The organism is Variovorax sp. P4_B11 (assembly GCF_056402355.1).
This window is the reverse complement of record NZ_JBFUHO010000011.1, coordinates 128,491-149,895: the sequence shown is the minus strand read 5'-3', so window position 1 is coordinate 149,895 and position 21,405 is coordinate 128,491. Positions and strand designations below refer to the sequence as shown.

Here is a 21,405-nt window from a genome sequence, read left to right as displayed (position 1 = left end):
AGTCGACGTGCGCGTAGTGGCGGTTGGCCGTCTCGTACTCGACGTGCGCGGTGTTGATCGTGATGCCGCGCGCCTTTTCTTCCGGAGCCGCGTCGATCTGGTCATAGGCCTTCGCTTCGCCGCCGAACTTGGCCGACAGCACGGTGGCAATCGCCGCCGTCAGCGTCGTCTTGCCATGGTCCACGTGACCGATCGTGCCCACGTTGACGTGCGGCTTCGTGCGGGTGAATTTTCCTTTTGCCATTTTCTATCCTTGAAAGAGCATTGCCCGTGTGAGGTTTAACGTCTGCACCCTGTTGCTGGTTCTCTCGCCACGGGCAACGAGAGGCACAGGGTCGCAGACAGAACGGATTTACTTCGTGCGCGAGGCGACGATGGCTTCGGCCACGTTGCGCGGTGCTTCGGAGTAGTGCTTGAATTCCATCGTGTACGTGGCGCGGCCTTGCGTGGCCGAGCGCAGCGTGGTCGAGTAGCCGAACATTTCCGACAGCGGGACTTCAGCCTTGATGAGCTTGCCGCCGCCGATCATGTCGTCCATGCCCTGCACCATGCCGCGACGCGACGAGAGGTCGCCCATCACGTTGCCGGCGTAGTCTTCGGGGGTCTCGACTTCAACCGCCATCATCGGCTCGAGGATCACCGGCGAAGCCTTGCGGGCGCCTTCCTTGAAACCGAAGATCGCGGCCATCTTGAAGGCCATTTCGTTCGAGTCCACGTCGTGGTACGAACCGAAGTGCAGCGTGACCTTGACGTCGACCACCGGGTAGCCGGCCAGCACGCCTTGCGTCAGCGCTTCGATCACGCCCTTCTCGACCGCGGGGATGTACTCGCGCGGCACCACGCCGCCCTTGATCGCATCGACGAACTCGAAGCCCTTGCCGGCTTCGTTCGGCTCGAGCTTGAGCACCACGTGGCCGTACTGGCCCTTGCCGCCCGACTGGCGAACGAACTTGCCTTCGGCATCTTCGACCGTCTTGCGGATGGTTTCGCGGTAGGCCACCTGCGGCTTGCCGACGTTGGCCTCGACGCCGAACTCGCGCTTCATGCGGTCGACGATGATTTCGAGGTGAAGCTCACCCATGCCGGAGATGATGGTCTGGCCGGATTCCTCGTCGGAACGCACGCGGAACGACGGATCTTCCGAGGCCAGGCGCTGCAGCGCGATGCCCATCTTTTCCTGGTCGGCCTTGGTCTTCGGCTCGACGGCCTGCGAGATCACGGGCTCGGGGAATTCCATGCGCTCGAGCGTGATGATGGCGTCCGGGTCGCACAGCGTTTCGCCGGTCGTGACGTCCTTCAGGCCCACGCAGGCGGCGATGTCGCCGGCACGGATTTCGTCGATTTCGAGACGCTCGTTGGCGTGCATCTGCACGATACGGCCGATGCGCTCCTTCTTGCCCTTGACCGGGTTGTAGACCGTGTCGCCCTTGCTCAGCACGCCCGAGTAGACGCGCACGAAGGTCAGCTGGCCGACGTAGGGGTCGGTCATGAGCTTGAAGGCCAGCGCCGAGAACTTCTCCTCGTCGGCCGGCTTGCGGCTGGTTTCCTTCTCGTCGTCGTCGGTGCCTTCGACCGGCGGGATGTCCATCGGCGAGGGCATCAGTTCGATCACGGCGTCGAGCATGCGCTGCACGCCCTTGTTCTTGAACGCGCTGCCGCACATCATCGGCTGGATCTCACCGGCGATGGTGCGCGTGCGCAGGCCGAAGGTGATCTCGTCCTCGGACAGGTCGCCCTCTTCGAGGTACTTGTTCATGAGCTCTTCCGAAGCCTCGGCGGCGCTCTCGACCATCTTCTCGCGCCACTCCTTGGCGGACTCGAGCAGTTCGGCCGGGATCTCGCGGTAGTCGAACTTCATGCCCTGCGAGGCGTCATCCCAGTAGATGGCCTTCATCTTGCGAAGATCGACCACGCCCTGGAACTTGTCCTCGGCACCGATCGGGATCACGATCGGCACGGGGTTGGCCTTCAGGCGGTCGACCATCATCTGGCGCACGCGGAAGAAGTTGGCGCCGACACGGTCCATCTTGTTGACGAACGCGAGACGCGGCACTCGGTACTTGTTGGCCTGGCGCCAGACGGTTTCGGACTGGGGCTGCACGCCGCCGACCGAGTCGTACACCATCACGGCGCCGTCGAGCACGCGCATGGAACGCTCGACCTCGATGGTGAAGTCCACGTGGCCGGGGGTGTCGATGATGTTGATGCGGTGCTCGGGCATCGAGTGGTCCATGCCCTTCCAGAAGCAGGTCACGGCCGCCGAGGTGATCGTGATGCCGCGCTCTTGTTCCTGTTCCATCCAGTCGGTGGTGGCGGCGCCGTCATGCACCTCGCCCATCTTGTGGGTCACGCCGGTGTAGAACAGGATGCGTTCGGTGGTGGTCGTTTTGCCGGCGTCGATGTGCGCCGAGATACCGATGTTGCGGTAGCGCTCGATGGGGGTCTTGCGTGCCATGAAATTTACTCCGTTAACGGATGAAAGCCCGCCCACCGCTCTCGGTGGGTCGGGCTTCCAGCCTGTCTGATTGGGGGGGACGAGCGCTTAGAAGCGGAAGTGGCTGAAGGCCTTGTTGGCCTCGGCCATGCGGTGCACTTCATCGCGCTTCTTCATGGCGCCGCCACGACCTTCCGTGGCTTCCATGAGTTCGTTGGCCAGACGCAGGGCCATCGACTTTTCGCCGCGCTTGCGAGCGGCTTCCTTGATCCAGCGCATCGACAGCGCCAGACGACGGACCGGACGGACTTCGACCGGCACCTGGTAGTTCGCGCCACCGACGCGGCGCGACTTCACTTCGACCATCGGCTTCACGTTGTTGATGGCGATCGTGAAGGCTTCCAGCGGGTCCTTGCCCGGGTTCTTCTTCTCGATCTGGTCGAGCGCACCATAGATGATGCGCTCGGCGATCGCCTTCTTGCCGCCTTCCATGATCACGTTCATGAACTTCGACAGCTCGACATTGCCGTACTTCGGATCCGGCAGGATTTCACGTTTGGGGACTTCGCGACGACGTGGCATTTTTCTAACCTCTTTGCTTCAGTTGGCGCCTTTGCAGACACCGCGAGAGCCAACAAGAACTCTCACTTACTCGACCCAATATCGGGTCACTTCGTTCGATGCGCCGGCCAGGGCACTCGAACACCGCTGAATGAAATACAGAAAGCCTTAGGCCTTCTTGGGACACAGAAGGCTTAAGCCTTCTTGGGACGCTTCGCGCCGTACTTGGAACGCGACTGCTTGCGGTCTTTCACGCCTTGCAAGTCGAGCGAACCGCGCACGATGTGGTAGCGAACACCGGGCAAGTCCTTGACACGACCGCCGCGAACCAGCACGACGCTGTGTTCCTGCAGGTTGTGGCCTTCGCCGCCGATGTAGGAGATGACCTCGAAGCCGTTGGTCAGGCGCACCTTGGCGACCTTGCGCAGCGCCGAGTTCGGCTTTTTCGGGGTCGTGGTGTAGACCCGGGTGCAGACACCGCGACGTTGCGGCGAGTTCTGCATGGCAGGGCTCTTCGAATTGATCTTCTCGACCGTTCGACCCTGACGCACCAGTTGATTGATGGTTGGCATGTGTGAATAAGTCCCAAAACTACCCCGAAGACCCTAGGCGTGAACCGGCCGGACGGGGGAAACGGCCAAGGAGCGGCCGAAAACGTGAATCCCTTCGGAATTTCCGAAAAGCCTGCGAGTATACAACACTCGCCCCCAGGTTGGGCTCACTTCGTGTAGCCCGCCCACCCCCTACCGGGGGCGCAGCCAGCGGCCCGGCGAAGCCGGCTCCGCGACTGCCCACCAACAGGCGGGCGCTACGCGCCGCCGGAGAATAAACACGGCGCCTCTCTTCTATCGGCCGGCGCAGCCCGGCCCCTTCGTGAAACACCGCGGAACCGGCTTCGCCGGGCCGCTGGTGTTGCCCCCGGTAGGGGGTGGGCGCCCGGACACGAAGTGCCGGGCAACCTGGGGGCGAGCTATTTGATCCAGAGGCGCACGGCGTCCCAGGCGCGGCCCAGGACACCGGCCTGCTGCACCGCGTCCAGCGCCACCAGCGGCACCTCGGTCACCGGCTCGTCGCCCAGCGTGATCTTCAACGCGCCGATCGGCTGGAACTTGGTGAAGGGCGCGACCAGCGGGTCGGGGCGGACCACCTGGGTCTTGATCCTGCTGGCCGCGCCGGCCGGGACGGCGACCACGATGGCGTCGGGTCGGCCCAGCTTGACGGTGTTTTCCTTGCCCTTCCAGACGGCGGGCGTCGCCACGACCTGGTTGGCGTCGAACAGGCGGACCGCGTCGAAGGCGGTGTAACCCCAATTCAGCAGCTTCTGCGACTCGTTGGCGCGCGCGTTTTCGTCGGCCGTGCCCAGCACGATCGACAGCAGGCGGCGGCCGCCCGTCAGGTTCGGGAAGTCACGCTTGGCGGTGACGATCATGCAGTAGCCGGCCGCCTGGGTGTGGCCGGTCTTGAGGCCATCGACGGTCGGGTCGCGGAACAGCAGCAGGTTGCGGTTGGTTTCGTTGGTCGAGGGCGTGCCCGGCAAGCGGTACTTCTTGATCGCGTAGTAGTGCAAGTACTCGGGGAAGTCGCGCATCAGGCGGGTCGCCAGGATGCTCAGGTCGCGCGCGGTGGAGGTATGGCCGGGCACGGTCAGGCCTTCGGGATTCTTGTAGGTCGTGTTCTTCATGCCGAGGGCCTTGGCCTGCTCGTTCATGAGTTCGACGAAGTGCTCGACCGTGCCGCCCACGCCTTCGGCCAGCGCCACCGTGGCGTCGTTGCCCGACTGCACGATCAGGCCCTTGATCAGATCCTCGACCGGGACCTGCATCGTCGGGTCGATGAACATCCGCGAGCCGGGCATCTTCCAGGCCCGCGCACTGACCGGCAGGGTCTGCGTCAGGGTGATCTTCTTGGCCCGCAGCGCATCGAAAACCAGGTAGGCCGACATCAGCTTGGTCAGCGAGGCCGGCTCGACGGCGGAGTCGATGTCCTTCTGGGCCAGCATCTGGTTGGCCGTGACATCCAGCAGCAGGAAGCTGCGGGCCGCCACCTCGGGCGGCGCCGGCATCTGGGCCCCGGCGGCAAGACAGAAAGACGCGGCCGCAGCCACTGCGAAGGCGCGCAGCGCTTCAACGAAACGATTCATGGGGGAAAGACTAGCCCGCGCGCAGATGGCGGACGACGAGATTCTTGAGCAGCGGCAATTGTCCGTGAAAGAAATGGCCGCCCCCGGGAACGACTGTGACAGGAAGTGACTGCGGCCGCGCCCAGTCCATGACGGCAGCCAGCGGCACCGTGTCGTCCTGCTCGCCGTGCACCACCAGCGCGCGCTCGTGGGCCGCGGGCGGCAGCGCCGCGACCGAGAAGCGCGCCGCCGCGGTGCCGACCAGCACCACGTGGCGGAGGTCGCGCGCGGCCCAGAGTTTTTCGACCGCACAGCTGGCGACGAAGGCGCCGAAGGAAAAGCCGGCGATCGCCAGCGGGCCCTCGGGCGCCAGTTGCGCGACCACCTCGCGCATGTCCCCGCATTCACCGCGCCCTTCGTCGTGCACGCCCTCGCTGGCGCCGACACCGCGGAAATTGAAGCGCACCGCGGTCCAGCCGCAGGCGACGAAGGCGCGCGCCAGCGTCTGCACCACCTTGTTGTCCATGGTGCCGCCGAACAGCGGATGCGGGTGCGCGATCACCGCCACGCCGAGCGCCGGCGCGCCGTCGGCGGCGCGGTCGCGCAGCACCTCGATGACGCCGGCGGCGCCCTGGATCTGGAGCTTCTCGGTCCGGGAGTTCATGGATGGCCGCCCCTCAGCGCCCGATGTCGGGAGCCAGCAGCAGCCGCTCGACCACTTCGCCGTTCTTCAGGTGCGACTCGACGATCTCGTCGATGTCGTCGGCATCGACGAAGGTGTACCAGACCGCCTCCGGATAGACCACCGCGACCGGGCCGCCCGCGCAGCGGTCCAGGCAGCCGGCCTTGTTGACCCGGACCTTGCCCGGCCCGGCCAGGCCAGCCTCCCTGACGCGCGATTTGCAGCGGTCGAAGCCGGCCTGCGCCTGGTGCTTGGAACAGGAGTCCTCGTCGCCCTTGCGTTCGTTCAGGCAGAAGAAGATGTGGCGGCCGTAGTAGCCCGCCGGCGGGGGAGTGCTGGAACTCGACATCGGCTCATTCTATGGAGGAGGGGCTGCGGACGCCCTGCGCGAAAGCACCGCCAGCACGTAAACAAGGGTTGCGAAGGGCCAGATCCAGCCCAGCCACTGCGCCAGGCCGTGGAAGCGGATGAAGCGCCCCTGCTCCCAGGTCGCCAGCGTCTGAGCGAAATAGGCACTCTCGGGCGCCTGGTTCAGCAGGCTCAGGTGAACCACCAGGGCGATCAGCAGCAGGGCCGCGCAGAAGCGCCGAGGTGCGCCCAGCAACAGCACGCCGATGAACAAGGCCGCCGCGATCCCCACCTGCACCGGCAGGCTCAGCCAGGCCCAGGCATGCGGCGGACCGTAGCTCAGGGCCGCCGACAGCGCCGAGGCCGCCACCCCCGCCAGCAGGATCGACGGCAGCAGGATCGCTCGCCGGGCCACCGAACGGGTGATCAGGAAGCCGAGCAGGCAAGGCACCAGCGCGCCCAGCATGACGCACAGCAGTTCGACGCCCGGCACCAGCGGCTCCAGTTCGAACTCGCGCACCGGCATCCATTCGATGAAGGGCGTATCGATCAGCCAGTCGGCAATGCCGGCTTCGAGCCGTTCGAACACCTGGCCCAGGCCGAAGCTGACGGCGGCCGGAAACAGCAGCGCGATCGGCCACAGGGCCAGCAGCACCAGGCCGCCGCGCGAGTCGTCGACGAACCAGTTGGAACGGGCCCGGTGCCAGTGCGCCACGGCGCCCAGGCGCTCGAGCACCGCCGCCAGCACCGCCCCGACCAGCGTGCCGACGATGTTGAGCCCGAGATCGACATTGGAAGGAATGCGCGCCGGCAGGTAGCTCTGCAGCGTTTCCATGGCGAAGGAGATCGCGGCCCCAGCCGCGGCGGCGCGAAGCACGGCGCGCACGACGCCGGTGGCCGGCCGGTTGCGGATCACCGCGATCGCGGCCAGGAAGCCCAGCGGCATGTAGCCGACGACGTTGATGCCGAAGTCGAAGGCGGTCCAGTATTTGGGCCAGGGCGCCGCCAGGTAGGCCCAGGGCGCGATGCCCTGGTCGCGCCAGTCGGCGAAGGGATAGAGGCTGGCGTAGACGATCAGCGCCGCATAGGCGAGCGCCAGGGGCAAGGCGACGGACTTGTGCTGCGTGGCCACCGCATTCAGAAGGGCTTGACCACCACCAGCACCACGATCGCGAGCAGCAGCAGCACCGGCAACTCGTTGAACCAGCGGTAGAAGCGGTGGCTGCGGCGGTCGGTGCCGGCGACGAAGCGGCGCAGCAGCACACCGCAGCCGTGGTGGTAGCCGAGCGCCGCCCCCACCAGGACCAGCTTGGCGTGCATCCACCCGTTGCCCGGCCCCCGACCGATGCCGTAGCCGAGCCAGAGCCAGAGGCCGAAGCCGAGCGCCGGCAGCGCCAGCAAGGTGGTGAAGCGAAACAGCTTGCGCGCCATCAGCAGCAGTCGGCTGCGCTCGGCGACCGATTCGGGCGCGACCATCGCCAGGTTGACGAAGATGCGCGGCAGATAGAACAGCCCGGCGAACCAGCTGGCGATGAAGACAATGTGCAGCGATTTGACCCAGAGCATGGCGGCAGTTTAGTGGGCGCGTACGGACCGCAAGGTCGCAGCCGCCCGCTGCCGTCGGACGCGCAAAAAAAAGCCCGACGTCAAAACGTCGGGCTGGGAAGCCCTTTTGCTGTCACACATCAAGGCACCCGCTCAGGGAGGAAAAGCGGGGAGCGGCAAGCCGCCCAAGACAGAATTTAACAAAGGCAAAACAACCTATCAAGCAACGGCTGCGTTTTTTTGAACTTATGGCTAAGACACCTAGTACCAACGATTTCGTTTTTCATCCATCTGTGCACAGAAAACAGACAGAAGATGGCACGCTCGCCTTTCCCAAGCTGCATGACGCTCTTGAGGCACAATTTTCGACATGACCCTCCACGCCCCTTTTCCCGCGGGCCGGCCGCGCCGGCTGCGCCGGGACGCCTTCACGCGCAACCTGGTACGTGAGCATTCGCTCTCCGCCCACGACTTGATCTATCCGGTATTCGTCCAGGAGGGGGAGAAGCGGCGCGACGCCGTACCGTCGATGCCTGGCGTGGCACGGCTGAGTCTCGACCTGCTGCTGCCGGTGGCCGAACAGTGCGTGGCGCTCGGCATTCCGGTCATGGCGCTGTTCCCGGTCATCGATGCCCGCCTGAAGACACCGGCCGGCGACGAAGCCTTCAACCCCGACGGCCTGATTCCTCGCGTGGTGGCCGCGCTCAAGTCGCGCTTTCCCGAATTGGGCGTGATGACCGACGTGGCGCTGGACCCCTACACCAGCCACGGGCAGGACGGACTGCTCGACGACAGCGGCTACATCCTCAACGATCCGACGGTCGAGGTGCTGGTCAAGCAGGCGCTCGCGCAGTCGCGCGCCGGCGTCGACATCGTGGCACCGAGCGACATGATGGACGGCCGGATCGGCGCGATCCGCAACGCGCTCGAAGCGCGCGGCGACATCCATACGCGGATCATGGCCTACAGCGCCAAGTACGCGAGCGCCTTCTACGGCCCTTTCCGCGACGCCGTCGGCTCGGCCGCCAACCTCGGCAAGAGCAACAAGAAGGTCTACCAGATGGACCCGGGCAACAGCGACGAAGCGCTGCGCGAGGTCGCGATCGACATCGCCGAAGGCGCCGACATGGTGATGGTGAAGCCCGGAATGCCCTACCTGGACATCGTGCGCCGGGTGAAGGACGAGTTCCGGGTTCCGACCTTCGCCTACCAGGTCAGCGGCGAGTACGCGATGCTGAAGGCCGCGGCGCAGAACGGCTGGCTGGACCACGACGCGGTGATGCTCGAAAGCCTGCTGGCCTTCAAGCGCGCAGGGGCCGACGGGGTGCTGACCTATTTCGCGCTCGATGCCGCCCGGCTGCTGAAGCAATCCTGACACCTTGCGGGACAGACCAACAAGCTGCGCAGCAGTTTTTTGCTCTGTCCTCAACTGACTAGGGAACCCGCGCCATGCGCATCTTCAAGATCGACGGCACGCAGGTCACCGAGCACGACGCGCTGGCGCCCATGGCGGCGCCCGGTGCCTGCGAACGGGGCTACCTGTGGCTGTCGCTGACCCGCGCGGAGTTCCAGGCCTCGCTGCCGCAGGTGCAGGAGGTGCTGCAGTCGCTGTGCGGCACCCTGCTGCTCGACCTCCACGTGAGCGACCTGCTCAACGACCAGTTGCCCTCGCGCTTCGACTACACCTCGCAGTACGACCTGCTGGTGTTCCGCCGGCTGGCCGCATCCAACGGCAAGGGGCCGCTGCCGAAGCCCGACGAACCCGCCCGCGGCGGCCCCAGCGTGCTGCGCCGGGTCGACACGCGCCCGGTGGGCTTCGCGGTCTTCGACCGCGTCCTGCTGTCGGTGCACCCCGAGGACGGCAGCGTGCGCGATGCCTTCGCCGCCAAGCTGCTGGCCGCCGCCGCGCCGGCCGAACGCGGCCGCAGCCCGATCCCGGCGCTGGATGTCCGCGCGGTCTCCGCCCGCATTCCCTCGGGCCCGGCCGACCTGATGCTGCGGGTGATCAACCAGATCGTCGACGCCTACCTCGACCTGCGGCGCGAACTGACCCGCCAGCTCGACCACTGGCAAGCCGAACTGATCGACCCGCACAGCCGCTTCACCAACTGGAGCGCGCTGATGGACTCCCGCCAGTCGCTCTACCACCTCGACGAGATCTGCGAAGACCAGCGCGCGGCGATCCAGGACTGGATCGATTCGCTCGAAACCCTGCCGCCGCCGGCCGGCAGCACCGAGCAACGCGAGCGCGAGCTCGTCATGGTGCGCAGCCGCGATGTGCTGGAGCACATCGAGCGCGTCGTCCACCACGTGCGCCGGCTCGAGCAGAACGCCGAAACCGCGGTCCAGATGCACTTCAGCGTCCAGGGCCACCGCGCCAACGACATCATGCGGGTGCTGACCGTGCTGACCGCGGTCTTCCTGCCGCTGAACCTGATCGCCGGGATCTTCGGCATGAACTTCGAATTCATCCCGCTGGTGCACAAGGCCGACGGCTTCTGGATCGCGATGGGGTCGATGGGCGCGATCGCGGTGGTTCTGGTCGTCGTCTTCTGGCGCAAGCGCTACCTGGCCCGAACCCGCTAACAAAAAACCACGGCGAAAAACAAAAAAGCCCGGCGAGGCTCGGGCTTGTTCGTGAAACACCGCGGAACCGGCTCCGCCGGGCCGCTGGTGTTGCCCCCGGCGAGGGGGTGGGCGGGCTACACGAAGTGAGCCAACCTGGGGGAGTGCTTACTTTCCGGCTTGAACGCGCGGCTCGGCCGGCTTGTTCATGGTCGAGATCACGCGGCTGTTGACGCGCGAACCGGCGCTGACGTTCTGGTCGGGCGCGCTGGCGGTGGCGATGGCCTGGGCACGCACGGCCTCGGGGTTGGCGACCGAGTTGAAAGGCTCGGCACCACGCGAACCGCGCACCACGTTCTGGTTGGGTGCGGCGGCGGTGCGGGCAGCTTCGGCGCTGACTTCGTCGCGGCTCTTGGCCGAGACGCCGGCGTGCACGCCGTCGTAGCTTTCGGCTTGTGCGCCGGCGGCAGCGAGGAAGGACAGGGCGGCAGCGGCGAGGATACGGGAGGTCTTCATTTCGGTTCCTTTGGGTTCTTCGGAGTTGGCTTCAAACCAGGCTCGCTGTCGCTGGCCTGTGCGAGCGAGTGTCGAACGGAAACCCTAGGGGAAAACACCGAGAAATGAGACACCGCGTTTCCTGATTTGAAACAATGACGATTCCCACGGTCCCCAAGAAAAAGGCCGAACCGCGCTTTCGCACGGCCCGGCTCCCATCGGAAACGGCGCGGATCAGAGACCGGCGCGCTGCGTCACTGGGCGGGCGATGTTGTATTGCGACGGCACCGCGCTGTTCACGAAGGCCTTGCGATCCAGGTTCTGGTTCGGTTCATGGGCGGTGGCCACGGCCTGCGAGCGGATGACCTCACGGTCGGCCGAAGCGGTCAGCGCCGGGGCGACGCGCGAGGACACGCCGTCCGCATACGGATTCTCGCTGCGGGCCGCAACCACGGCCTGGGCGTTCACTTCGGCGCGGCTGGCGACCGACACCGGCGCTTGCACGCCTTCGTAAGTTTCGGCCTGGGCGCCGGCGGCGGCCAGGATCGACAGGGCGGCGGCGGCGATGATCTTCGAGGTCTTCATTCAGATGTCCTTCGTTGTGGTGGAGAGGAAAGCGCAGTGGGATAGAGTTTGCCTCGGATTTCTAGGTAGAAACCCTATAAAAGTGAATCAGGGTGTTCATCAAACGGAAACAATGGAGTGCCATGGACGGTCTGGAACTGCTCAAAACCTTTAGAGAAGTCGCCTTGCGCGGCAGCTTTTCGCGCGCCGCGCACTCGCTGGGCATGTCGAAGGCCAACACGAGCAAGTACGTGGCGCAACTGGAGACCCGCTTCGGCGTCCGCTTGCTGAACCGCTCGACGCGCTCGGTCAGCCTGACCGACGCCGGCCACCTGCTGCTGGAGCGCAGCAAGCCGCTGCTGGAGATGATCGAACGGACCGAGTCCGAACTGCAGGGGCACGCCGGCCACCCGCGCGGCCGGCTGCGGGTCACTGCGCCACACGGCCTGGGACAAAGCAGCTTTTCGGGCCTGATCGGCGAATTCATGATCACCTATCCCGACGTGCACGTGAGCCTGCACCTGAGCAACCGGGTGATCGACCTGGTCGAGGAAGGCGTCGACGTGGCGCTGCGACTGGGCCGCATCCGAGACGAGAACGTGATCGTGCGGCGGCTGCGCCTGATGGACCTGGCCCTTTGCGCGACGCCGTCCTACTGGGCCCGGCGCGGCATGCCGAAGAAGCCCGACGACATGCGCCGGCACGACGTCCTGACCTATTCGCTCGCGGGCGGCGGGCCGCAACTGCCGTTCGAGGTCGAGGGCCAGCCCTACAGCGTGCCGGTCACCAGCCGCATGGACGCCAACGACGCTGCACCGCTGGTCGGCGTGGCGCTGGCCGGGCTCGGGGCCGTCTGCGTGCCGACGATCATGGCCCAGCCGCACATCGAACGCGGCGCGCTGGTGCCGGTGCTGAGGGAGTTCATGCCGCGCGATCTCTGGCTTTACGCGGCTTACTCGCAACGCCGGCACAACAGCGCCGCGCTGCGGGCGCTGCTGGATTTTCTCGAGGCCCGAGTGCGCGATCCCGACCCTGCGGCTGCCTGATGCCGAAGATCGCCGCCGCGTTGCCCCGGGCGATGCGCTGCGCGACGTCCGGCGGCAGGTCGCCGAGCCAGGTGCGGTGGCCGCGCTCCGCTCAGCCGAGCTGCTTGGCGAAGAAAGCCAGGGTGCGCTCCTTCGCCAGCTTGGCGGCGGCCGCGTCGTAGGAGCCGCGCTGGTCGCAGTTGAAACCGTGGCCGCATGCGTAGACATGCACCTCGACGTCCGGATGCGCCTTCTTGAAGGCGTCGACCGTGTCGAGCGGAATCCAGTGGTCGTTGTTGCCGAAGTGGGCCAGCACCGGCACCTTGGGCTTGCGCGCACTTTCCTCCGGGGTGGTCATGCCGCCGCCGTAGTACGGCGCGGCGGCGGCCAGGCCCGACACCTCGGCCGCGGCGCGCCAGGTCAGGAGCCCGCCCCAGCAGTAGCCCACGATGCCCACCTTGCCGGCCCGCGCCGCGTAGTCGACCGCGGCCTGGAGGTCCTGCAGCACGCCCGGGGCGGGCAGCGCCTCGACCGCGGTCTTGAGCCCGAAACCGGCCTTCATGTCGTCCTCGGTGTAGCCCAGTTCGACGCCCTGCTTCACGCGATGAAAGGTAGCCGGCGCGACCGCCAGGTAGCCCTCGGCCGCGTAGCCGTCGGCCACCGAGCGGATGTGCGAGTTGACGCCGAAGATCTCCTGCACCACGACCACCGCGCCCCTGGGCTTGTCCGCCGGCTCGGCGACGTAGGCGGGAAAGGTGAAGCCGTCCTTGGCGGTGAGATCGATGAATTGACCCATGGTCATGCTCCTTGGCGGGATGGTTGTTGTTTCTTCAATGCGCGTTCGACGAAGTCGAGCCGGTCCTGGCCCCAGAAGATCTCGCCGTCGATGACGTAGCTCGGGGCGCCGAAGACCTTGCCGTCGATGGCCTGCTGGGTGTAGTCCTCGTAGCGCTCCTGCACCGCCTGGCTCTGCGCCTGGTCGACCCGGCGCGCGTCGAGCCTGCATTCTGCCGCCAGTGCCTCCAGCACCTTCGGGTCGGCGATGTTGCGCTCCTGCACCCAGACCGCCGCGAACACGGCGCCGCAGATCTTCATCGCGGCCTCGGTGCCATCGTGCAGGTCGGCGGCGATGATCAGCCGGGCCGCATCGTCGCTGGCGACCGGGAAGAACTTGGGTTTGGGATTGAGCTCGATGTCGAGGTACTTCGAGAAGCGCGCCAGGTCGACCAGGCGATAGGCCTGCCGCTGCGGCGCCCGCTTGCCGAGCGGCAATCCGCCCGAGACCGGGAACACGGCGCCGAAATCGATCGGCCGGACGCGCACCGTGGCGCCGGCGGCCTTCGCGATGGCGGCGAAGCGCGCATGGCCGAGGTAGGTCCAGGGGCTTTGCGGCGTGAAGTAGTAGTCGATGGTGCGGCTCAAGATCGTCTCCTCGATGATGTAATCCGACGCAGACGGTTTTAACTGAGGCACGGCTTCCGTGCAGGAGGTGGGATTTGGACCATGTACTTCTGATCACCGGCGGCAGCCGCGGCATCGGCGCCGCGACCGCGCTGCAGGCCGCCCGCCGCGGCTGGGCGGTGGCCGTCAACTATGCCAGCAACTCGCTGGCTGCCGACGAGGTGGTGCGCAGCATCCGGGCCGCAGGCGGCACCGCGATCACGGTGCAGGCCGACGTCGGCGACGAGTCCCAGGTGCTGGCGATGTTCGAGAAGGTCGACGCCAGGCTGGGGCGCCTGACGGCGCTGGTCAACAACGCCGGCGTGGTCGACACGCAGGCCCGGGTCGACGAGATGAGCGTGGCGCGGCTCGAGCGCATGCTGCGCATCAACGTCATCGGCAGCTTCGTCTGCGCTCGCGAGGCCGTGCGGCGCATGAGCACGAAGCACGGCGGCAGCGGCGGCGCGATCGTCAACCTCTCCAGCGCCGCCGCGCGCCTGGGCTCGCCCGGCCAGTACGTGGACTACGCCGCCAGCAAGGGCGCGATCGAGAGCTTCACGATCGGCCTGGCCAAGGAGGTGGCCGAGGAAGGCATCCGCGTCAACGCGGTGCGCCCCGGCCTGATCGACACCGAGATCCACGCCTCGGGCGGCCTGCCCGAGCGCGCCTTCCAGCTCGCCTCGACCGTGCCGATGAAACGCACCGGCAGCGCCGACGAGGTGGCCCACGGCATCTTGTGGCTGCTGTCGGCCGAGGCCGGCTACGTCACCGGAAGCTTCCTCGACATCACGGGCGGACGCTGATGGCGCCCCCCGCGATGGACCTGATCAAGCCGCTGATCACGCTGCTGGCCATCGTGAACCCGCTGGCGATCGTCCCCTTCTTCATCCACTACACGCAGGGCTGCACCGACCAGCAGCGCAAGCGCACCGCCTGGGTGTCGGCCTTCAGCGCCTTCATCGTGATCGCGGTCAGCGCGCTGCTGGGGCTGCAGCTGCTGTCCTTCTTCGGCATCTCGATCGCCAGCTTCCAGGTTGGCGGCGGCATGCTGCTGCTGATCAGCTCGCTCTCCATGCTGAACGCCGAGCCGGCGGAGTCGAAGACCAACAAGGACGAGATCCGCGCGACGGAGGTGAAGGCATCGCTCGGCGCCTCGATCGCGGTCGTGCCGCTGACCATCCCGCTGCTGACCGGCCCGGCCACCATGTCGACGGTGGTCATCTTCGCCGACCGCACGCAGCATGTCTGGGAGCTCGCGATCCTGGTCGGCTACGGCGTGGTGATCGGCCTGGCGACCGGCGTCACCTTCTCGCTGGCCGAACCGATCTCGCGGGTGCTCGGCAAGACCGGCATCAACGTCATGACGCGGCTGATGGGCCTGATCCTGGCGGCGCTGGCGGTCGAGGTGATGGCCGACGGGCTGGGCACCCTGTTTCCGGTGCTGCACCGCGCCACCTGAGCGCTACGCGCCCAGGTCGACGATGCGCGGCACGATCGCCTCGCCGTCGATCCGCAGCTCGGCCACCGAGACCGGCAGCCTGAAGCGCCGCGGCCCCGCACTGCCGGGATTCAGATAGAGCACCGGGCCGCGCTGCTCGGCCCGCGGGCGGTGCGAATGGCCGGACACCACGACGCGAATGCCGGCCGCGACCGGGTCGATGCGCAGTTGCGCCAGATCGTGGATCGCGAAGAGGCGCAGGCCACCGGCTTCCAGCAGCGCCGTCTCCGGCACCGCCTCGGCCCAGGCGCCGCCGTCGTTGTTGCCGCGCACGACGGTCAACGGCGCCAGCGCGGACAGGGCGTCGATGATCTCCAGCCCGCCGATGTCACCGCCATGCACGATGTGGTCGGCGCCGCGCAGAAAGTCCAGCGCCTCGGGCCGCAGCAGCCCGTGGGTGTCGGAGATGATGCCGATGCGCATGGCTCGCCGAGGGTCTCGGACGCACCGGCCTACTGCGCGTCGACCCAGGCCACCAGCTCGGCCACCACGACCTCGCTGGCCGCCGCCAGGGCCTTGACGCCGCCGGGCCCGTCGGCGGTCGGCGCCGGCTTGCGGACCGTGAAGCTGCGCTGGGCCAGCACCTTGTCGCCGGCGGTCTGGCTGCGGGTCAGCGTGGCGCTCACGCGCACCAGGCCGATGCTGCGCTCGGGCGACTCGAAGTACTGGCTGAACTCCTCCAGCGTGACGCGCAGGGTGTCGGGCAGGCGGCCCGCGCTGCGGGCGATGGTGGCGCTCTCCTCCGGGCCCAGCACCGTGTGGCCGGCCGAGAGCGCCTCGCGCAGGCGCTGGCGCAGCAGCTGCGCCGGCGGCTGGCTCCAGCGCGACTGGCCGTAGGGCCGCAGCTCGTTCGAATCCGCGTAGCCGAGGCGGTACAGCAGTTGGGTGCCGTCGAGCCGCGAATTGGCATCGACCTCGGCCAGCGCGATCATCGGCAGCGAGCGCGGGGCCGGCGAGGAGGCGGCAGCCGGCGCCGGCACCGTGTTGCCGGGCCCGAAATCGTAAAGGGCGGCCCGGGCCGGCTTGTCGGGCAGCGCGCCGCAACCCGCCAGCAGCAGCGCGGCGGCCAGGCCGGCGAGGGAATGCTTCAGAGCGTCGTTCATGGGAATCATGGAATGGCCTTCACGGACTCGCGGTCGCCGCCGGCGCGGAGAAGCCGGGCTCGCCCGGACCAGCAACCACGCCGCCATTGCCGAACAGCAGCGACTGCGGGTTGTCGCTGATACCGTCGGCCGCGCGCCCGAGGCGGCGTACCGCACGCGAGGTGTCGTCGGCGACCCGGTTCACGCGCGGCAGCGTCGCGTTGTTGAACGAATCGACGGTCTGCGACAGGGCCTTGGTGCCGTCGGCGAGGCGGTCGATCGGACCGTCCTTGGCGTTCAGCCGGCTCGCGGTCGCGTTGAAGTTGGTGGCGACGCGCGAGATGTCCGTGGCCGCGCCCTTGACCGCGGCCATGGTCTCGCGCGTGCGGTCCACCAGCGGCGGCAGGGCCTTGAGCGCCGGGTTGAGCCCGGTCTTGACCGTGTTGTCGAGCGACTTGGTCAGCTGGTTGGCGCTGGCCGCGGCGCCGGCGATGTTCTCCAGCGCATCGGCGACGCGCTTCTGGTTGTCGTTGCCGAGCAGCGCGTCGACCTTCTTGGTGACTTCCTCGACCCGGCCGAGGATGAGCTCGCCGCGGTCCTGCAGCTGGGCCAGCAGCGAGGGCTTGAGCGGGATGCGCGGCGGATTGTCGTTGTCCGGCACCAGCGAGACCTGCGATTCGCCCTTGTCGTCGAGGGCGATGAAGGCCAGCCCGGTGACGCCCTGGTAGCTCAGCGTCGCAAAGGTCGAGGTGGTGAGCGGCACCCGCTCGTCGACCGTGATGCGGACCCGCACGTTGCCTTTCACCTTGGGGTCGAAGTCGATCGATGCGACCTTGCCGACCGCGATGCCGCGGTAGCGCACCATCGCCTGCGGCTGCAGGCCGCTCACCGGATCACGGGTCGACAGCTCGTAGATGTTGCGCACCGTGTCGTCGCGCGTGAGCCAGACCACCAGCGCGACGATCACGGCGACCAGCCCGAGCACGAAGGCCCCGGCGGCGAGGGCATGGGACTTGTTTTCCATGGCGGCTACCTTTCGGACGAGGGGGCCGGCCGGCTGGCCGCCCCTTCATGCAGTGCTTCCATGGCGCGCCGGCCGCGGCCACCGAGGAAGTACTCGTGGATGAACGGATGCGGATAGGCGATCACCTCGCGCGTCGTCCCCGCGACGATCACCTTGTGGTCGGCCAGCACCGCGATCCGGCTGCTGAGGTCGAACAGGGTGTCGAGGTCGTGCGTGATCATCACCACCGTGAGGCCGAGCTCGCGGTGCAGGCCGCGCAGCAGGTCGCAGAAGCCGTCGGCGCTTTCGGGATCGAGGCCGGCGGTGGGTTCGTCGAGCAGCAGCAGGGGCGGGTCCATGATGAGTGCCCGCGCCAACGCCACCCGCTTGATCATGCCGCCCGAGAGATCGGCCGGACTCTTGGTGGCCTGCTGCGGACTCAGCCCGACCATCTGCAGCTTGACCAGCGCGGCATCGCGGATCAGGTCGTCGGGCAGCAGCTTGAGTTCGCGCAGCGGAAAGGCGATGTTGTCGAGCACGCTGAAGGCCGAGAACAGCGCGCCGTGCTGGAACAGCATGCCGACATTGGCAGCGCCCATCGCGCTGAGCTGCCCCGGCGGCCGGCCGAGCACCGTGACCTGGCCTCGGGTCGGATGTTCGAGCCCGAGGATCTGGCGCAGCAGCACGGTCTTGCCGGTGCCCGAGCCGCCCACCAGCGACAGCACCTCGCCGCGCACGATCGTGAGGTCGAGATCGCGATGCACCACCTGGTCGCCGTCGGGCGACCGGAAGACGGTCCAGAGCTTGCGGATCTCGACCACGCGCTCGGCGTCGCGGGGAAAGCTGTCGTTCATCAGCGCAGCCCCACGCCCTTGAACAGCACTGCGAACAGCGCATCGACCAGGATCACCACCGTGATCGAGGTCACCACCGACGAGGTCGTGCCGCGGCCGAGGCTCTCGGTATTGGGTTTCACCTTCAGGCCGAAATGGCAGCCGATCAGCGCGATCAGAATGCCGAACACCGCCGACTTGGACAGCGCGAGATACAGGTTCGACATCGGCACCGCGCGCGGCAGCGCCGAGAGAAAGTACGCGGGCGAGATGTCGAGCGACAGGTCGGCCGCGATCATGCCGCCGAACAGCGCCGCCATCGAGGTCCACGTGCTGATCAGCGGCATCGTGATCGCCAGCGCCAGCACCCGCGGCATCACCAGCCGGAAGCCGTGCGGGATGCCCATCACGCGCATCGCGTCGAGTTCCTCGGTGACCCGCATGACGCCGATCTGCGCCGTGATGGCCGAGCCCGATCGGCCGGCGATCAGCACCGCCGCCAGCACCGGGCCGAGTTCGCGGATCAGCGACAGGCCCAGGATATTGACGATGAAGGTCTCGGCGCCGTACTGGCGCAGCTGCTGCGAGGTCAGGTAGGCCAGCACCACGCCGATCAGCAGGCCGACCAGCGCGGTGATCGGCAGCGCGGTGGTGCCGAACTGGTAGATCTGGCCCGAGAAGTCGCGCCAGGGTCCGCGGTGCGGTGCCCGCAGCAGCTTGCCGAGGTCGAGCGTGAGCTGGCCGATGAGGCCGAGGAAATCGCGCGCCACGAACATCATCCGCGGGCCGTTGTGGGCGAAGGCCTTGAAGCGGTCGGCCAGCGTCACCGGGGGCTCGTCCGGCGCGCTGCAGGTGTACCGGGCGACCTGGTCGAGCACCGCCTTGTGCTGCGAATCCATTTCGAGCCGCGCCGGCCAGGCCTGCCCCCAATGGTCCCAGAGCAGTTGGGCGCCGATGTGATCGAGCTGCTCGATCGGGCGCAAGTCCCAGGGGCGGCCTTCGTGCGCGGGGACGCCCTTCAGGCTGTCCGACAGCGCGCCCCAGGCCGGCGCCGACGACATCGCCAGCACGGTCCATCGGCCAGTGGCCACCGCCCACCGGCCGCCGTCCTGATCGCGTTCGTCGACGCGCGGTTGCGCGCCCTGCGCTTCCTGCGCATCGGCGGGCATCGGCGAATCGGTCGGCATGAGGGCAGCGGCAGGTCGTGAAGCGAATGACGCAACATCGTAACCGGGGGCGTCCGCGCCGGACCTCCCCGATGCCGCCCCTGCGCGCAGGCGGTCGCACAAGCCCCGGGGGTTTGCCACAATCCGGTGCCGACGGCGGCGCAGCGTCCGGTCGCCGGCGGCCGTATTCCCCATAGCGACAAGAGACAGGCAAGACCCGAATGAGCGACACCACCTTCGACTACATCGTGATCGGCGGCGGCACCGCCGGCGCGTTGATGTGCAACCGCCTGACTCGCAGCTCACAGCAGCGCACGCTGCTGATCGAGGCCGGCGGCAAGGACGACTACCACTGGATCCACATCCCGGTGGGCTACCTCTACTGCATCGGCAACCCGCGCACCGACTGGCTCTACAGCACCGAGCCCGACGCCGGGCTCAACGGCCGCACGCTGCGCTACCCGCGCGGCAAGACGCTGGGCGGCTGCTCGAGCATCAACGGGATGATCTACATGCGCGGCCAGTCGCGCGACTACGAGCACTGGGCCGCCCTCACCGGCGACGACACCTGGCGCTGGAACAACGTGCTGCCGGCCTTCAAGCAGCACGAGGACTACTACCTCGGCGCCGACGAGATGCACGGGGCCGGCGGCGAGTGGCGGGTCGAGAAGCAGCGCCTGCGCTGGGACATCCTCGACGCCTTCGCGCAGGCCGCGCAGGAGGCCGGCATCCCGCACAGCACCGACTTCAACCGCGGCAGCAACGAGGGCGTGGGCTACTTCCAGGTCAACCAGAAGGACGGCTGGCGCTGGAACACCGCCAAGGCCTTCCTGCGGCCCACCTGCTACGGGCGGCCGAACTTCGAGATGTGGGTCAACGCCCATGTGACGAAGCTGATCCTCGAGACGCAGGCCGACGGCAGCCGGCGGTGCACCGGCGTGCAGGTCTGGGACGGCCACGAGACGGTCACGGCGAAGGCCACGCGCGAGGTGCTGCTGTGCGCCGGCAGCATCGGCTCGCCGCAGCTGCTGCAGCTCTCGGGCATCGGCCCGGCGGAGCTGCTGCATCAGCACGGCATCGAGGTGGTGGCCGACCTGCCCGGCGTCGGCGCCAACCTGCAGGACCACCTGCAGATCCGCGCGGTCTACAAGATCAAGGGCGCGCCCACGCTCAACGTGCTGGCCTCGTCGCTCTATGGCAAGGCGAAGATCGGGATGGAGTACCTGTTCAAGCGCAGCGGGCCGATGAGCATGGCGCCCTCGCAGCTCGGCGCTTTCACGCGCAGCTCGCCCGAGCACGTGTGGCCGAATCTCGAATACCACGTGCAGCCGCTGTCGCTCGACGCCTTCGGCGAGCCGCTGCACAGCTTCCCGGCCTTCACGGCCAGCGTCTGCAACCTGAACCCGACCAGCCGCGGCACCGTGCGCATCAAGAGCCCCAGGTTCAGCGACGCACCGGCCATCGCGCCCAACTACCTGAGCACCGACGAGGACCGCAAGGTGGCGGCCGATTCGCTGCGCGTCACCCGCCGCATCGCGGCCCAGCCGGCACTGGCGAAGTACGCCCCCGAGGAATGGAAGCCCGGCCTGCAATACCAGACCGACGAGGAACTGGCGCGGCTGGCCGGCGACATCGCGACCACCATCTTCCATCCGGTGGGCACCACGCGGATGGGCGCCGACGGCGACGCGATGGCGGTGCTCGATTCCCGCTTGCGGGTGCGCGGCATCCAGGGACTGCGGGTGGTCGACGCCGGGGCCATGCCGACCATCACCAGCGGCAACACCAACAGCCCGACGCTGATGATGGCCGAGAAGGCGTCCGAATGGGTGCGCAAGGCGGCACTGTGAGATCTTGATGTGTCCATTTGTTTCCAGTGGCGGGTAATCCCCGATGCACTGGCACGGTGCGCCGAACTAAAGTCTCGGCACTCGCAAACGGGCCTGCCCGCAGCGCGGGGGACCGAGGAGACATCTTTCGAAGAACCAGAACCAGATCAGACAAGGCATCCGCACGAGATGCCGTTTTTTTGAACAAGGCGCCGC

The 21,405-nt window shown here is 67.5% G+C and carries 24 protein-coding genes; 6 read left to right on the top strand and 18 right to left on the bottom strand.

Annotation, left to right across the window (positions count from 1 at the left end):
- The 9 genes from AC1DYD_RS13455 to AC1DYD_RS13415 form a co-directional block, all read right to left on the bottom strand.
- A partial coding sequence (locus tag AC1DYD_RS13455) for a GTP-binding protein (RefSeq protein ID WP_478158694.1) occupies positions 1-244 on the bottom strand: 244 nt, incomplete at its 3' end.
- A 108-nt stretch (positions 245-352) separates the two neighbouring features.
- Positions 353-2,455 (bottom strand): elongation factor G, encoded by a 2,103-nt coding sequence (fusA, locus tag AC1DYD_RS13450; RefSeq protein WP_478173234.1) that lies wholly within the window; start codon positions 2,453-2,455, stop codon positions 353-355.
- Positions 2,456-2,542: 87 nt separating this feature from the next.
- On the bottom strand, positions 2,543-3,016 hold the full coding sequence (rpsG, locus tag AC1DYD_RS13445; protein WP_286508375.1) for a 30S ribosomal protein S7: 474 nt from the start codon (positions 3,014-3,016) through the stop codon (positions 2,543-2,545).
- Between the two features lie 173 nt (positions 3,017-3,189).
- Complete coding sequence (gene rpsL / locus AC1DYD_RS13440) at positions 3,190-3,567, bottom strand: 30S ribosomal protein S12 (RefSeq protein WP_013543948.1); 378 nt, start codon at positions 3,565-3,567, stop codon at positions 3,190-3,192.
- A 398-nt stretch (positions 3,568-3,965) separates the two neighbouring features.
- Positions 3,966-5,135, bottom strand: coding sequence for a D-alanyl-D-alanine carboxypeptidase family protein (locus AC1DYD_RS13435; RefSeq protein WP_478173233.1), 1,170 nt, complete (start codon positions 5,133-5,135; stop codon positions 3,966-3,968).
- A 10-nt stretch (positions 5,136-5,145) separates the two neighbouring features.
- Positions 5,146-5,778, bottom strand: a complete 633-nt coding sequence (locus AC1DYD_RS13430) for an alpha/beta hydrolase (protein WP_478173232.1) — start codon at positions 5,776-5,778, stop codon at positions 5,146-5,148.
- Positions 5,779-5,791: 13 nt separating this feature from the next.
- The gene (locus AC1DYD_RS13425) at positions 5,792-6,145 is read right to left on the bottom strand and encodes a (2Fe-2S) ferredoxin domain-containing protein (RefSeq protein WP_478173231.1); all 354 of its coding nucleotides are present in this window, start codon (positions 6,143-6,145) and stop codon (positions 5,792-5,794) included.
- Between the two features lie 9 nt (positions 6,146-6,154).
- Entirely contained in the window at positions 6,155-7,276 is a 1,122-nt protein-coding gene (locus AC1DYD_RS13420; RefSeq protein WP_478173230.1) for a VanZ family protein, read from the bottom strand.
- A gap of 5 nt (positions 7,277-7,281) precedes the next feature.
- Complete coding sequence (locus tag AC1DYD_RS13415; RefSeq protein ID WP_478173229.1) at positions 7,282-7,710, bottom strand: CopD family protein; 429 nt, start codon at positions 7,708-7,710, stop codon at positions 7,282-7,284.
- 349 nt (positions 7,711-8,059) lie between these two features.
- On the opposite strand from AC1DYD_RS13415, the gene hemB reads away from it, so the two are divergent.
- On the top strand, positions 8,060-9,064 hold the full coding sequence (gene hemB, locus AC1DYD_RS13410; RefSeq protein WP_478173228.1) for a porphobilinogen synthase: 1,005 nt from the start codon (positions 8,060-8,062) through the stop codon (positions 9,062-9,064).
- A 74-nt stretch (positions 9,065-9,138) separates the two neighbouring features.
- Positions 9,139-10,275, top strand: a complete 1,137-nt coding sequence (locus tag AC1DYD_RS13405) for a magnesium transporter CorA family protein (RefSeq protein WP_478173227.1) — start codon at positions 9,139-9,141, stop codon at positions 10,273-10,275.
- A gap of 147 nt (positions 10,276-10,422) precedes the next feature.
- Here AC1DYD_RS13405 and AC1DYD_RS13400 read toward each other — a convergent pair whose 3' ends face one another.
- Positions 10,423-10,770: a DUF4148 domain-containing protein gene (locus tag AC1DYD_RS13400; protein ID WP_478173226.1), complete on the bottom strand. Its 348-nt coding sequence runs from the start codon at positions 10,768-10,770 to the stop codon at positions 10,423-10,425.
- A gap of 213 nt (positions 10,771-10,983) precedes the next feature.
- Positions 10,984-11,334 carry an alpha/beta hydrolase gene (locus AC1DYD_RS13395; protein WP_478173225.1) on the bottom strand — a complete coding sequence of 117 codons (351 nt, stop codon included), beginning with the start codon at positions 11,332-11,334 and terminating at the stop codon, positions 10,984-10,986.
- A gap of 122 nt (positions 11,335-11,456) precedes the next feature.
- On the opposite strand from AC1DYD_RS13395, the gene AC1DYD_RS13390 reads away from it, so the two are divergent.
- Complete coding sequence (locus tag AC1DYD_RS13390) at positions 11,457-12,359, top strand: LysR family transcriptional regulator (protein ID WP_478173224.1); 903 nt, start codon at positions 11,457-11,459, stop codon at positions 12,357-12,359.
- A 91-nt stretch (positions 12,360-12,450) separates the two neighbouring features.
- Here the strand turns inward: AC1DYD_RS13390 and AC1DYD_RS13385 are convergent, their stop codons facing one another.
- Together AC1DYD_RS13385 and AC1DYD_RS13380 are read right to left on the bottom strand one after the other, a co-directional pair.
- Positions 12,451-13,134: a dienelactone hydrolase family protein gene (locus AC1DYD_RS13385; protein ID WP_478173223.1), complete on the bottom strand. Its 684-nt coding sequence runs from the start codon at positions 13,132-13,134 to the stop codon at positions 12,451-12,453.
- A gap of 2 nt (positions 13,135-13,136) precedes the next feature.
- Positions 13,137-13,760, bottom strand: coding sequence for a DsbA family protein (locus AC1DYD_RS13380; RefSeq protein ID WP_478173222.1), 624 nt, complete (start codon positions 13,758-13,760; stop codon positions 13,137-13,139).
- A 74-nt stretch (positions 13,761-13,834) separates the two neighbouring features.
- On the opposite strand from AC1DYD_RS13380, the gene AC1DYD_RS13375 reads away from it, so the two are divergent.
- The gene (locus tag AC1DYD_RS13375; protein WP_478173221.1) at positions 13,835-14,581 is read left to right on the top strand and encodes an SDR family oxidoreductase; all 747 of its coding nucleotides are present in this window, start codon (positions 13,835-13,837) and stop codon (positions 14,579-14,581) included.
- A 14-nt stretch (positions 14,582-14,595) separates the two neighbouring features.
- Positions 14,596-15,237, top strand: coding sequence for a MarC family protein (locus AC1DYD_RS13370; RefSeq protein WP_478173220.1), 642 nt, complete (start codon positions 14,596-14,598; stop codon positions 15,235-15,237).
- 3 nt (positions 15,238-15,240) lie between these two features.
- Here the strand turns inward: AC1DYD_RS13370 and AC1DYD_RS13365 are convergent, their stop codons facing one another.
- From AC1DYD_RS13365 to AC1DYD_RS13345, 5 genes are read right to left on the bottom strand one after another with little or no spacing between them, the layout of a single operon-like run.
- Positions 15,241-15,699: a metallophosphoesterase family protein gene (locus AC1DYD_RS13365; protein ID WP_478173219.1), complete on the bottom strand. Its 459-nt coding sequence runs from the start codon at positions 15,697-15,699 to the stop codon at positions 15,241-15,243.
- Positions 15,700-15,728: 29 nt separating this feature from the next.
- Positions 15,729-16,379, bottom strand: a complete 651-nt coding sequence (locus AC1DYD_RS13360) for an ABC-type transport auxiliary lipoprotein family protein (RefSeq protein WP_478173218.1) — start codon at positions 16,377-16,379, stop codon at positions 15,729-15,731.
- A 19-nt stretch (positions 16,380-16,398) separates the two neighbouring features.
- Positions 16,399-17,382 carry an MlaD family protein gene (locus AC1DYD_RS13355; RefSeq protein ID WP_478173217.1) on the bottom strand — a complete coding sequence of 328 codons (984 nt, stop codon included), beginning with the start codon at positions 17,380-17,382 and terminating at the stop codon, positions 16,399-16,401.
- Between the two features lie 5 nt (positions 17,383-17,387).
- Positions 17,388-18,215 carry an ABC transporter ATP-binding protein gene (locus tag AC1DYD_RS13350; RefSeq protein WP_478173216.1) on the bottom strand — a complete coding sequence of 276 codons (828 nt, stop codon included), beginning with the start codon at positions 18,213-18,215 and terminating at the stop codon, positions 17,388-17,390.
- Positions 18,215-19,381, bottom strand: a complete 1,167-nt coding sequence (locus AC1DYD_RS13345) for an MlaE family ABC transporter permease (RefSeq protein WP_478173215.1) — start codon at positions 19,379-19,381, stop codon at positions 18,215-18,217. Before AC1DYD_RS13345 ends, AC1DYD_RS13350 begins: the two co-directional genes overlap by 1 nt.
- 200 nt (positions 19,382-19,581) lie before the next feature.
- Here AC1DYD_RS13345 and AC1DYD_RS13340 point away from each other — a divergent pair, with 200 nt between their 5' ends.
- Positions 19,582-21,210: a GMC family oxidoreductase gene (locus AC1DYD_RS13340; protein ID WP_478173214.1), complete on the top strand. Its 1,629-nt coding sequence runs from the start codon at positions 19,582-19,584 to the stop codon at positions 21,208-21,210.
- Positions 21,211-21,405 lie beyond the last annotated feature (195 nt).

Coding starts and splice junctions, on each gene's coding strand:
- AC1DYD_RS13360 (WP_478173218.1), bottom strand. CDS start 16,379: ATGAACGACGCTCTGAAGCATTCCCTCGCCGGCCTGGCCGCCGCGCTG.
- hemB (WP_478173228.1), top strand. CDS start 8,060: ATGACCCTCCACGCCCCTTTTCCCGCGGGCCGGCCGCGCCGGCTGCGC.
- AC1DYD_RS13425 (WP_478173231.1), bottom strand. CDS start 6,145: ATGTCGAGTTCCAGCACTCCCCCGCCGGCGGGCTACTACGGCCGCCAC.
- AC1DYD_RS13370 (WP_478173220.1), top strand. CDS start 14,596: ATGGACCTGATCAAGCCGCTGATCACGCTGCTGGCCATCGTGAACCCG.
- AC1DYD_RS13400 (WP_478173226.1), bottom strand. CDS start 10,770: ATGAAGACCTCCCGTATCCTCGCCGCTGCCGCCCTGTCCTTCCTCGCT.
- AC1DYD_RS13365 (WP_478173219.1), bottom strand. CDS start 15,699: ATGCGCATCGGCATCATCTCCGACACCCACGGGCTGCTGCGGCCCGAG.
- fusA (WP_478173234.1), bottom strand. CDS start 2,455: ATGGCACGCAAGACCCCCATCGAGCGCTACCGCAACATCGGTATCTCG.
- AC1DYD_RS13390 (WP_478173224.1), top strand. CDS start 11,457: ATGGACGGTCTGGAACTGCTCAAAACCTTTAGAGAAGTCGCCTTGCGC.
- AC1DYD_RS13395 (WP_478173225.1), bottom strand. CDS start 11,334: ATGAAGACCTCGAAGATCATCGCCGCCGCCGCCCTGTCGATCCTGGCC.
- AC1DYD_RS13350 (WP_478173216.1), bottom strand. CDS start 18,215: ATGAACGACAGCTTTCCCCGCGACGCCGAGCGCGTGGTCGAGATCCGC.
- AC1DYD_RS13385 (WP_478173223.1), bottom strand. CDS start 13,134: ATGGGTCAATTCATCGATCTCACCGCCAAGGACGGCTTCACCTTTCCC.
- rpsL (WP_013543948.1), bottom strand. CDS start 3,567: ATGCCAACCATCAATCAACTGGTGCGTCAGGGTCGAACGGTCGAGAAG.
- AC1DYD_RS13415 (WP_478173229.1), bottom strand. CDS start 7,710: ATGCTCTGGGTCAAATCGCTGCACATTGTCTTCATCGCCAGCTGGTTC.
- AC1DYD_RS13355 (WP_478173217.1), bottom strand. CDS start 17,382: ATGGAAAACAAGTCCCATGCCCTCGCCGCCGGGGCCTTCGTGCTCGGG.
- AC1DYD_RS13405 (WP_478173227.1), top strand. CDS start 9,139: ATGCGCATCTTCAAGATCGACGGCACGCAGGTCACCGAGCACGACGCG.
- AC1DYD_RS13345 (WP_478173215.1), bottom strand. CDS start 19,381: ATGCCGACCGATTCGCCGATGCCCGCCGATGCGCAGGAAGCGCAGGGC.
- AC1DYD_RS13435 (WP_478173233.1), bottom strand. CDS start 5,135: ATGAATCGTTTCGTTGAAGCGCTGCGCGCCTTCGCAGTGGCTGCGGCC.
- rpsG (WP_286508375.1), bottom strand. CDS start 3,016: ATGCCACGTCGTCGCGAAGTCCCCAAACGTGAAATCCTGCCGGATCCG.
- AC1DYD_RS13430 (WP_478173232.1), bottom strand. CDS start 5,778: ATGAACTCCCGGACCGAGAAGCTCCAGATCCAGGGCGCCGCCGGCGTC.
- AC1DYD_RS13340 (WP_478173214.1), top strand. CDS start 19,582: ATGAGCGACACCACCTTCGACTACATCGTGATCGGCGGCGGCACCGCC.